11 protein-coding genes are annotated in these 10,869 nt (G+C 69.3%); 4 read left to right on the top strand and 7 right to left on the bottom strand.

Annotated features, from left to right (window positions below; genetic code table 11):
• Positions 1-181: 181 nt before the first annotated feature.
• From ACZ7P3_RS29165 to tgmC, 4 genes are all read left to right on the top strand, one after another.
• The gene (locus ACZ7P3_RS29165) at positions 182-619 is read left to right on the top strand and encodes a DUF6415 family natural product biosynthesis protein (protein WP_472086138.1); all 438 of its coding nucleotides are present in this window, start codon (positions 182-184) and stop codon (positions 617-619) included.
• Positions 620-838: 219 nt separating this feature from the next.
• On the top strand, positions 839-1,150 hold the full coding sequence (tgmA, locus tag ACZ7P3_RS29170) for a putative ATP-grasp-modified RiPP (RefSeq protein ID WP_472086140.1): 312 nt from the start codon (positions 839-841) through the stop codon (positions 1,148-1,150).
• Positions 1,147-2,094 carry an ATP-grasp ribosomal peptide maturase gene (tgmB, locus tag ACZ7P3_RS29175; RefSeq protein WP_472086142.1) on the top strand — a complete coding sequence of 316 codons (948 nt, stop codon included), beginning with the start codon at positions 1,147-1,149 and terminating at the stop codon, positions 2,092-2,094. Before tgmA ends, tgmB begins: the two co-directional genes overlap by 4 nt.
• A gap of 8 nt (positions 2,095-2,102) precedes the next feature.
• Positions 2,103-3,212, top strand: a complete 1,110-nt coding sequence (tgmC, locus tag ACZ7P3_RS29180; RefSeq protein WP_472086184.1) for an ATP-grasp peptide maturase system methyltransferase — start codon at positions 2,103-2,105, stop codon at positions 3,210-3,212.
• Between the two features lie 116 nt (positions 3,213-3,328).
• Here the strand turns inward: tgmC and ACZ7P3_RS29185 are convergent, their stop codons facing one another.
• The 7 genes from ACZ7P3_RS29185 to ACZ7P3_RS29215 form a co-directional block, all read right to left on the bottom strand.
• Positions 3,329-5,098 carry an IucA/IucC family protein gene (locus ACZ7P3_RS29185; protein ID WP_472086144.1) on the bottom strand — a complete coding sequence of 590 codons (1,770 nt, stop codon included), beginning with the start codon at positions 5,096-5,098 and terminating at the stop codon, positions 3,329-3,331.
• Positions 5,095-5,640, bottom strand: a complete 546-nt coding sequence (locus tag ACZ7P3_RS29190) for a GNAT family N-acetyltransferase (RefSeq protein WP_472086146.1) — start codon at positions 5,638-5,640, stop codon at positions 5,095-5,097. The genes ACZ7P3_RS29185 and ACZ7P3_RS29190 overlap by 4 nt, the downstream gene beginning before the upstream one ends.
• Positions 5,637-6,914 (bottom strand): lysine N(6)-hydroxylase/L-ornithine N(5)-oxygenase family protein, encoded by a 1,278-nt coding sequence (locus tag ACZ7P3_RS29195; protein ID WP_472086148.1) that lies wholly within the window; start codon positions 6,912-6,914, stop codon positions 5,637-5,639. Before ACZ7P3_RS29195 ends, ACZ7P3_RS29190 begins: the two co-directional genes overlap by 4 nt.
• Entirely contained in the window at positions 6,898-8,340 is a 1,443-nt protein-coding gene (gene desA / locus ACZ7P3_RS29200) for a lysine decarboxylase DesA (RefSeq protein ID WP_472086149.1), read from the bottom strand. The genes ACZ7P3_RS29195 and desA overlap by 17 nt, the downstream gene beginning before the upstream one ends.
• Before the next feature lie 114 nt (positions 8,341-8,454).
• On the bottom strand, positions 8,455-9,276 hold the full coding sequence (locus ACZ7P3_RS29205) for a siderophore-interacting protein (RefSeq protein WP_472086151.1): 822 nt from the start codon (positions 9,274-9,276) through the stop codon (positions 8,455-8,457).
• A gap of 133 nt (positions 9,277-9,409) precedes the next feature.
• Positions 9,410-10,456 (bottom strand): ABC transporter substrate-binding protein, encoded by a 1,047-nt coding sequence (locus tag ACZ7P3_RS29210; protein ID WP_472086152.1) that lies wholly within the window; start codon positions 10,454-10,456, stop codon positions 9,410-9,412.
• Positions 10,457-10,591: 135 nt separating this feature from the next.
• Positions 10,592-10,869: acyl-CoA dehydrogenase family protein (locus ACZ7P3_RS29215; RefSeq protein WP_472086153.1), on the bottom strand; the 278-nt coding region annotated here is incomplete at its 5' end.

Here is a 10,869-nt window from a genome sequence, read left to right on the forward strand (position 1 = left end):
TTGGGAGCGTCAACATGATGAAAGGTACAGCCCGACCCCGAGCCAGTGCACGGGGCGGCGGTATGACGATGCGGGTCTACGCCGTGGACCGCTACGGCACGATTTCCCGGGACCGCGGCACGATCACCGTGACGTACGGGAACCAGCCGCTGCCACTGGCCATGGACACCCAGTACCCGCCATGCAGGTGCCCGCGCTGCCGGACTGGACAGGTGGTGCGCCGGTGATCGCCACCATGAAGCGGGACAACGGCACCGGCCCCGTGGACATCGCCACGATGCGCGAGACCGCAACTCTGCTGCTGGGGCCGGACGACGGGCCCGAAACACTTCCCCCCGCGCCCAAAGAGCTGGGCACCCTCACTGCGACGCTGCGCGGCCATCTGGAGCTGCTGATCCCCGAGGTGGCGGCGAAGGCAGGACGGCTGCCGAAGAACAGCGTTCCGCGATACTGCGCACTCGCCTGCGTCGGTGAGGCGATCAGAAAGGCGCGAGTCGGGGACGGTTGCACGTCGCTCGTCCGCGTGGCCGTGGCGCGCAAGCTCGCCCGCTCCGTCAAGGCGCTCTGCGACCACTACGAGAAGTTGGGCGGGGCAGCACCGGCCGACGAGCGGTCATGAAGGCGATCAGCAGCCTGCTCATGTACATGGTCGCCGTCACCGGCCCCGTCCTCGCGCTGGTGCTCACGAGGACGGCCGGCTGACGCTCCCTGCGACCGCCGGGTCAGGGTCGCATCCCCAGATCGTCCCTCCCGCCGCTGTTCGGCAAGACTCCGGCGGAAGGGGCTCCGGTCCCCGGCGTGGAGCGATCCGCACCGGGCTCATCAGCCGATACGAGCAGTGAAGGAGTACGCCTTGTTCGTCCACTCCGACCGTTTCCCGACCGAGACGCCGCGGCCGTCCGGCACCCGCACTCCGGCCCCGTGGGGGGTGAGCCGGATGTCCCCTTATCCGACGATGGCCCCGGGCTACGCGCGTGCCGAACTGAACCCGAGGACCCAGGCAGCCGTGTTCTTCGACGCTCACGGACAGATCATGGAGATGCCTGGCCATGGCACCAGCACCGGCACCACCCCGGTGACGGGCACGAGCCCTGACGGGCAGGGCCAGGGCAACACCGACTCCGACCAGGGGAGCGACGGCGACCAGTGAGTGATCCTCGTCCGGTGTTGGTCGTCACCAGCTTGTACGACCCCACCGCCGACGTGGTGATCCGCGAGCTGCATGACCGGGGCGTCCCGGTCGTGCGGCTCGACTCCGGGGACTTCCCCGCATCACTGTCGGTGGAGGCCGAGATCACCCAGCACGGCGTCCAGGGCCGCCTTCTCACCCCCACCCGAACCGCCGACCTGGCCGCCGTGAGATCTCTGTACTACCGCCGCCCGACTGGGTTCGCGTTCCCACACCTGGCCGAGCAGGATGCTCGGTTCGCAGTCTCCCAGGCCCGGTACGGACTCGGGGGCGTGCTCGCGTCCTTGCCCGGCTGCCGGTACGTCAACCACCCGCACAGGATCGGCGACGCCGAGTTCAAGCCGTCCGGCCTCGTCGCGGCGGTCGGGTCTGGATTCGATGTACCGGCGACGCTCATCACCTCCAGCGCGGACGCCGCCCGGGCGTTCGCCAAACGCCACCACTCGGTCATTTACAAGCCTCTGTCGAATCCGGCCTACCAGGCCGACGGCGTCTCCTCGGTCGTCAGGATCGCCGAGGTCTCCGCGGAGGACATCGACGACAGCGTGGGCGGCACTGCGCACCTTTTCCAGGAGCGCGTTCTCAAGGCGGCGGACGTCCGGGTCACGGTCATCGGCAGGCGGGTGTTCTGTGTCCGTATCGAATCCGACCTGCTGGACTGGCGCACTGACTACGGCTGCCTGAAGTACACCCCTGCGGAGCTCCCACCACGGATCGGGGCGTCACTTTTCCGGTACCTGGATCGCTTCGGGCTCGTATTCGGCGCCTTCGATTTCTGCGTGGGCGAGGACGGGCGATGGTGGTTCCTGGAGTGCAACCCCTCCGGCCAGTGGTACTGGCTCGAACCGGAAACCGGTCTGCCGATGCTTGAGGCCATGGCCGACCTGTTGGGGAGGACGACGTGAGCACCGACGTGGCACGGCTGCACCAGCAGCTGCTGAACAGCCTGGATCAGACAGGGGTTCTGCGGACCGAACCATGGAGGCGGGCAGTGGAGTCGGTTCCGCGACATGAGTTTCTCCGGGGCGGCTTCTTTCGCCGGGTTCCGAAGGCCTTTCCTGTGGCCTGGCAGCCCGTTCTGGAGGGCAGCGCCGACTGGATCCGGGGCTGCTACACGGACGATTCGCTCGTGACGCAGATCGCGAACACGATCGTGCCGACGGACATTCGCGGCGACATTCTGCGCGAGCCGACCAGTTCCAGCACACTGCCCTCGCTCGTGGTACGCATGCTGGAGGAGCTGCGGCTGGAGCCGGGCATGACGGTTCTGGAGATCGGCAGCGGCACCGGCTACTCGACCGCGCTGCTCTGTGCCCGACTCGGCGAAGGCTTCGTCACCTCCGTCGAGTACGACGCGGAGGTGGCCGCGCGGGCGGAGACGGCCCTCGCCCGGGTCGGAATGTACCCCAAGCTCGTTACCGGTGACGGCCTGTTCGGCTTCGCCAAGGGCGCGCCGTACGACCGGGTCATTGCCACCTGCGGCGTACGCAGCGTGCCCCGCGAGTGGATCGAGCAGACGCGGCCTGGCGGAGAGATCCTTACGACCGTCGGTGGATGGCTCGGCGCCTCGGAACTCGCCAGGCTGACGGTGCATGACGACGGCACCGCATCGGGCCCGCTACTGGGCGGCCGGGCCGGCTTCATGCTCGCCCGCCCGCAGCTGCCGCCACCCCTCGGCCTGCTTCCGGATCTGAGCGCGGGCGAGGAACGCGAGGCCGTCATCGGCGCCGAGGCTTTGGACGACTGGACGTCCCGATTCGTCGTGCAGTCCGCGGTACCGGGCGGCCGGCGTCTGACCATGGAACGTGACGGGCGGAAGGAGGACCTACTGATCGACGTCGACTCAGGCTCATCGGCCGCTCTCTACCAGGAGGACGGCCGGTGGACCGTGCGGCAGCACGGCCCCCACGCTCTGTGGGACACCATCGAAGACCAGTTGAGCCGCTGGAACGCCGCTGGAGCACCTGAGCTGGAGCGGTTCACCCTCCGTGTCACGCCCGTGGGGCAGACCTACAGCTGGTAGCGGTGGCGGCACAGCCCGACGGGCACCCGGAGGACCGTACTCCGGGTGCCCGTCCGTCTGCGGGGCCCGGCAGGGCCCTTCGGGGGTCTTCAGAGGCCTGCAGGGGCCTTCGGGGTTCAGAACCCGGCGAGGGGGTTCTCCAGGGTGCCCACCAGCTGCAGCGCGCCGGACGGGTCCGCCAGGTCGACCATCTGGCGGTTGTTGCGCAGCTGGAGGCGGTTGAGGCAGGACAGGGCGAACTCGGGGGCGAACATGTCGTACTGGCGGAACTTGTCGGCCAGTTCGGGCGTCGCCTCCTGGTACGTGCGGGTGACCTCCGCGACCGTACGCCAGAAGCCGTCCTCCTCCAGGATCCCCTCGGCGGCGAGGTTCGCCGCGAGGAACCGGAAGAAGCAGTCGAAGACGTCCGTGAAGATCGACAGCAGCTTCGTGTCGTCCGGGACCTCGACGCGGATCCGCTGCACCTCGGGCGGCAGCACCGCGTCCGGGTCCATGACGGCGATCTCCTCGGCGATGTCCTTGTAGACCGCGCGCTGCACGGCCCCGTCCTTCAGGACCAGGATCACGTTCTCGCCGTGCGGCATGAAGACCAGGTCGTAGGCGTAGAAGCTGTGCAGCAGCGGGGTGAAGTACGCCCGCAGGTACTGCCGCAGCCACTCGACGGGGGACAGGCCCGAGCGCTCGATCAGCGCGCCCGCGAAGGAGGCGCCCGTGTGGTCCACGTGCAGCAGGGACGCCATCGTCGCCAGGGACTCGCCCTCCCGCAGCGACGGCACCGGGCTCTCCCGCCACAGTGCGGCCAGCATCTTGCGGTAGGGCGAGTAGCGGTCGGTGGCCTGCTCGTACTCCAGGTGCCGGTAGCCGACGGCCGCCCGCTCCCGGATGATCGACAGACCCGTCGACTTGAACACCGGGTCGCCCTCGACGAGCTGGGCGAGCCAGTCGTTGATCGCCGGGGTCGCCTCCATGTAGGCGGCCGAGAGTCCGCGCATGAAGCCCATGTTGAGGACGGACAGGGCCGTCTTCACATAGTGCCTGTGCGGGGCGGAGGTGTTGAAGAAGGTCCGTATGGACTGCTGGGCCAGGTACTCGTCGTCGCCCTCGCCCAGGCACACCAGGTGCCGGCGGGCCACCTCGGCGGCGAAGGTGACGCTGAGCTTGTTCCACCACTGCCAGGGGTGGACGGGGATGAGGAGGTAGTCGGCGGGGTCGAGGCCCTGCTCGGTGAGCACTGTGCGGAAACGGTTCAGCGCCGTCTCGCCCAGCTCCTCCCGCAGGAAGGACTCGTACTCGATCCCGACCCCGGCCGTGAACGCGGCCCGCGAGCGGTGGGCGGCCAGCCACACCAGCTGCACGGGGCTCGCCGTCTCCGGCGCGTACGACAGGTACTCGTGGATGCCGAACCCGAGCCGCCCGTTGTTGGCGACGAAGCACGGGTGGCCCTCGGTCATCCCGGTCTCGATCTCCTGGAAGCCGCTCCGCGCCAGCTCGGCCACCGGGACCTGCGGCTTGGTGAGCTTGTAGCAGGTGCCGGAGAGGGTGGAGGAGATCTCCTCCAGATAGACCGGCAGGATCTCGTCGCTCAGGCCCAGGGACTGCCGCAGCTCGATGCAGAAGTCCATTGCGGCGAGCGGGAGTTCCCCGCCGTCGCGCCGGCGCGTGAGGGAGCCGGCGTCGATCTGCCAGTGGTCGAGGCCGCGCAGGGTGGCCGTGAAGCGGTAGGAGGTGAGCCCGTCGTCGCTGCGGACGACGTACCCGTCGCCGTCCCGCTCGGGAGTGATCAGCCGCTCGTGGGCGAACTCGGCGAGCGCCTTGCGCACGAGCAGCCGGTTGGCGGTCTCCCAGCGCTCCGGGGACAGATGGGCCACGGCGTCGGAGAGGCTCATGCGGACACCCCCGTCGCCGCGACGAACTGCTCGCGCGTGCAGAAGCTCAGCAACGCCTTCTTCTCCGGCTTCCGTATCTCCCGCTCGGGCACGAACCCGACGGCTTCGTTCAGGGCGTGCACGGCCTTGTTGCCCACGTCCGGCTCGACGACGACCCGGGAGGTGGCCGGGTCCTCGAAGAGGTGCGCCATCACGGCGGTGATGACGGCCTTGGTGAAGCCGTGCACCGGGGTGTCGGTGGCCGGGGTCAGGAAGTGCATGCCGACGTCCCCCGGCCCGGGCTCGTACAGGCCGACCAGCTCGCGGTGGGCGGGGTCGTACTTCTCCATGAGGAACGCGGGCTCGCCGTCCAGCAGCCCGAGCAGCGCGTGGTGGTGCTCGTCGGCCGCGATCTCCATGTAGGCCCGCTCGACGTCCTCCAGTTTCGCCTCCTGCATCATCCAGAACGCCGCCTTGGGGTGCGTCACCCAGCCGTGCAGCAGTTCGGCGTCCTTCAGGGGGTCGAGGGGGCGGAAGGCGAAGGTCTTGGTCGTGCTGGTCATACGGCGAACTCCTGGAAGGCGATGGTCTTCTCCACCGGGTAGTACTCCGTGCCCAGCAGCTCCCGGATGATGTACGCGTTCCGGTACGCGCCCATGCCCAGGTCGGGGCTGGTGATGCTGTGGGTGTGGACGCCGGCGTTCTGGAGGAAGACACCGCGGCCGGTGACGTCGATGGCGTAGTTGCGGGCCAGGTCGAAGTTGCCCTGGGAGTCGTAGCGCAGGCGGTCGCGGACCGGTGCGAGGAACTCCGGCTCGCTGTACCGGTAGCCGGTGGCCAGGATCAGGCCCTCGCTGCTCAGCTCGTACTCCTTGTCCTGCTCCTCCTGGCGCAGGGCGAGGGTGTACGTGCCGTTCTCGTGGCGGGCGCCGGTGAGCGCGGAGTTGGTGAGCAGACGGGTGGGGACCGGGCCGCCGAGGTTCTTCTGGTAGAGCAGGTCGAAGATCTCGTTGATGAGGTCGCCGTCGATGCCCTTGAACAGGCCCTTCTGCTGGGCCGTGAGGCGGTAGCGGGTGGCCTCCGGCAGCGCGTGGAAGTAGTCGATGTACTCCGGGCTCGTCATCTCCAGCGTGAGCTTGGTGTACTCGAGGGGGAAGAAGCGCGGGGAGCGGGTGACCCAGTTCAGCTGGTAGCCGTGGACGTCGATCTCGCTGAGCAGGTCGTAGTAGATCTCGGCCGCCGACTGGCCGCTGCCGACCAGGGTGATCGACTTCTTGCGCTGCAGCTCCGCCTTGTGCTGGACGTAGCGGGAGTTGTGGAGGAAGTCGCCGCCGAGGTCCCGGCAGGCGTCCGGGATGTGCGGCGGGGTGCCGGTGCCGAGGACGAGGTGCCGGGCGCGAAACGTTTCGCCCTTGTCCGTGCGGACGACGTAGCGGTCGTCCTCGTAGGTCACCTCGGTGACCGTGGTGCTGAAGCGGACGTTGCCGAGCTTGTTCGCCGCCCAGCGGCAGTAGTCGTCGTACTCGACCCGCAGCGGGTAGAAGTTCTCCCGGATGTAGAACGAGTACAGTCTGCCCTTCTCCTTCAGATAGCTGAGGAAGGAGTACGGCGACGTCGGGTCGGCCAGGGTGACCAGGTCCGACATGAACGGGGTCTGCAGGTGCGCCCCGTCCAGGAACATGCCCGCGTGCCACTCGAAGTCGGGCTTGGAGTCGAGGAAGACGCCGTCCAGTTCGGCGATCGGCTCGGTGAGACAGGCAAGGCCGAGGTTGAAGGGGCCGAGCCCGATCCCCACGAAGTCGTAGGTCCGGTGCGGGGCTTCAGGACGCGCGGTCAAGGGACTCTCCCAGGTACTGCTCGGCGTGGCCGGCGATCAGGTCGAGGACGGCGGCCATGTCGGCCGGCGTCGTCTCGGGATTGAGCAGGGTGAACTTCAGGTAGTGGCGGCTGCCGACCTTGGTGCCCGCGACCACGGCGTCGCCGGAGGCGAACAGGGCCTTGCGGGCGTACAGGTTGGCGCGGTCGATCTCGGCCGGGTCGGTGACGGCCGCCGGGATGTAGCGGAAGACGAGGGTGGAGAGCGAGGGCTCCACGACGACGTCGTAACGGGGGTCGGCGGCGAGCAGCTCCCAGCCCTCCTGGGCCAGCTCGCACACCTGGTCGAAGAGTTCGCCGATGCCGTCGGCGCCCATCACCCGCAGCGTCATCCACAGCTTGAGGGCGTCGAAGCGGCGGGTGGTCTGCAGGGACTTGTCGACCTGGTTGGGGATGCGCTCCTGCACCATGCGACGCGGGTTCAGGTACTCGGCGTGGTAGGTGGCGTGCCGCAGGGTGGCCGCGTCCCGGACCAGCACGGCGGAGGAACTCACCGGCTGGAAGAAGGACTTGTGGTAGTCGACGGTGACCGAGTCGGCGCGCTCGATGCCGTCGATGCGGTCCCGGTACTTGAGGGAGGCGAGCAGTCCGCAGCCGTAGGCCGCGTCCACGTGCAGCCAGGTGGAGTACTGGGCGCACAGCTCGGCGATCTCGGGCAGCGGGTCGATCGAGCCGAAGTCGGTGGTGCCGGCGGTGGCGACGACGGCCATGGGGACGAGGCCGTCCTTCGCGCAGCGCTCCAGCTCGTGGGCGAGCGCGAGGGTCTGCATGCGCTTGTCGTGGTCGACGGGGATGGCGACGACCGCGTCCGGGCCGAGGCCCAGCAGTTTCGCGGACTTCTTCACGCTGAAGTGGCTGGCCTCGGAGGCGAAGATCCGCAGGGTGGCGAGACTGTCGGTCTTGGTCTCCTCCCGGGCGAGGAGGAGCGCCTGGAGGTTGGACTGGCTGCCGCCGGAGGTGAACACGCCGTCGGCGGCGGGTCCGAGGCCGATGCGCTCGGCGGTCCAGTCGATGAGCCTGCGCTCGATGAGGGTGCCGCCGGCCGACTGGTCCCAGGTGTCCAGGGAGGAGTTGACCGCGGAGAGCACGGCCTCGCCCAGCACGGCCGGGATGACCACCGGGCAGTTGAGGTGGGCGAGGTAGCGGGGGTGGTGGAAGTAGACCGCGTCCCGGAGGTAGAGGTCCTCCAGCTCGTCCAGGACCGCCGCGGTGTCGCCGAGCGGCCGGTCGAGGTCGATCGCGTCGATGCGCGGGGCGAGGGCGTCGACGGTGACGCCGGTGAACGGACGGTCGGTGGTGGCGAGTTTGGCCGCCACCCGCTCGACTCCTTCGGTCACGGAGCGGCGGTAGTGCTCCGCTGTGAGGCCATTGAGCAGGTGCGAGCGCATGTGGGGGCCCTCCGGGGGGACTGTCCGTGCGGGGAGATGAACTTAGGTTAGCCTAACCTAAGTTCGAGGGGTCGGGGCATGCCTGTGCCGTGACTGACGTCACTGCAGGGGGAGTTACTCGGCGGCGCGGAGCTCTTCCTCCGTCATGCCCTGCCGCCAGTATCCGACGAAGGTGATGCGCCGCCGGTCGATGCCGCGCTCGCCGACGAAGTGCCGGCGCAGCGCCTTGACCCGGCCGGACTCACCGGCGATCCAGACGTACGGGGCGTCGGCGGCGCCCAGCCGGGCGTCCCGCACGGCATCGACGGCCATGGGGGACCCGTCGTGCCGGACGAGCCAGGTGATCTCCGCGTCCGCCTCGGTGGCCACGTCCTGGATGTCACCGGCGTGCGGCACCTCCAGCCAGGCGCGGGCGCGGGTGCCGGCCGGCAGGGACTCCAGGATGGCGGTGGCGGCCGGCACGGCGCTCTCGTCACCCCAGAGGACGACCAGGCCGGTGTCCGCGGGCGGCCGGAACCGGATCGCCCGGTTGTCGGCCATCGCCGGGCCGAGCAGCAGGACGCGGTCACCGGCCGCGGCCCGGGAGGCCCAGCGCGAGGCGGGGCCCGCGGGGGTGTGCAGGACGAAGTCGATGTCGATCTCGTCGGGATCCCGGCGCAGCGCCCGCAGTGTGTACGAGCGCATCACGGCCCGTATGCCGTCGGGCAGTTCGCGCCATCCCTGCCACCATCCGTCGCCCAGCTCCAGCGGTACGACGGGTTCGGCCTGGCCCGGATGCGGCAGGAACAGCGACAGCGACTGGTCACGCCCGTCGGAGTGGAAGGCGTGCAGATCGGCACCGGCGAAGGTGACCCGGACCAGGGACGGCCCGAGCCGCCTCGTCCGTACGACCTGAAGGGAGAAGAAGCGGAACGGGGCGGCTACGGCGGTGGTCATGTGGGCTCCTGAATCGACGTCAGGTAGGGGGTTGGGGGAGGCCGGGCCGGCTCAGGGGCGCGGGGACTGCGCGGCCAGCCACACACGGCCGGCAGTCGCCCACGATGCGCACCGGCCCCTGCCGGCGAAGCGCCTAGCCGACCTTCTTGGCCTTCTCCAGGGCCTCGGCCAGGGTCGTCAGCAGCGGCACGCACTTGTCGTACGACAGGATCGGCTCGGGCGAGCGCGCGATGACCTGGCCCGCCTTCACCGCGGGCAGCTTCTTCCACGTGGCTTTGGTGATGTCGGCGGGCTGGATCGCCGAGGACCGGTCGTCCAGCATGATGATGTCGGCCTTGTACTTGTCGACGTTCTCCCAGCTCAGCGACTCGTACCAGCCGCCGCCCTGCTTCTTCGCGCTCTCCGGGGGCTCCACGAAGTTCACGCCGAGGGCCTTGAAGTACTCCAGGTCGATGGAGAGGTTGCTGCCGGAGACGTAGAAGAGCTGGTCGCTGGCGGAACCGGCCATCACCTTGATGTTCGGCTTGGCCTTGGCGGCGGCGCGCAGCCGGGCGGCCGCGGCCTCGAACCGCTTCTTCGCGTCCGTCACCTTCGCGGCCTTCATGTCGGCGCCGAGCGACTCGGCGAGGTCCCACATGCGCTGCAGCGGCTGGGTGAGCTGACGGTCGTAGACGGAGATGCCGACGCTGGGCGCCAGCTGGGCGATCTTCTTCTTCGACTCCTCGGGGACGTACCAGAGGGTGCCGGCGTCGTCGAACATCGTCGAGATGAGCACGTCGGGCGCGAGGGCCGCGTACTTCTCGATGTTGAACTGGCCCCAGGTGTTGCCGAGGACCGTCAGCTTGCTGATGTCCATGTCGCCGGCCTGCACGTCGGCCTTGCCGGCCGTGGTCTTCGTGGGGCCGAAGACGCCCTTGACCTGGATCCCGTAGTCGTACAGCGCGGCGCCGACACCGGTGAAGGCGACGATGTTCGCGGGGACCTTGTCCAGCTTCACGGCCGTGCCGCGGTCGTCCTTGAAGCTCCAGGGGCCGGACTTGGCGCTCTTCGCGGCCTTGCCGGAGTCCTTGTCTTTGCCCTTGTCGTCGCCGCAGGCGGCGAGTGCGGCACCGAGTCCGAGGGCGCCGCCCGCGGCGAGCAGGCCGCGGCGAGTGAGGTGGGTGGCACGGGCGTGGGACATGGGCGTGACTGCTTTCGAACGGGGCGGAGCGCCCGCCGGACAAGTTCGAAGATAGGTTAGCCTAACCTCATTCGATGTCCAGTGGGTGGGCGCCCCGAACCCGGCCCGCGGGCGGCCCGTGGGCCGCCCGCCGCCTCAGCCGGCCAGTCCCAACTCCCGGGCGATCAGCATCCGCTGGACCTCGCTGGTGCCCTCGCCGATCTCCAGGATCTTGGAGTCGCGCCACATGCGGGCCACGGGGTACTCGTTCATGAAGCCGTAGCCGCCGTGGACCTGGGTGGCGTCGCGGGCGTTGTCCACGGCGACGGTGGAGGAGTGGAGCTTGGCCATCGCCGCCTCCTTCTTGAAGGGCTTGCCCGCGACCAGCCGGTAGGCCGCGTCGTGCCAGGCGAGACGGGCGGTGTGGGCCTTCA

The sequence above is a fragment of the Streptomyces sp. NPDC107581 genome (genome assembly GCF_055657175.1).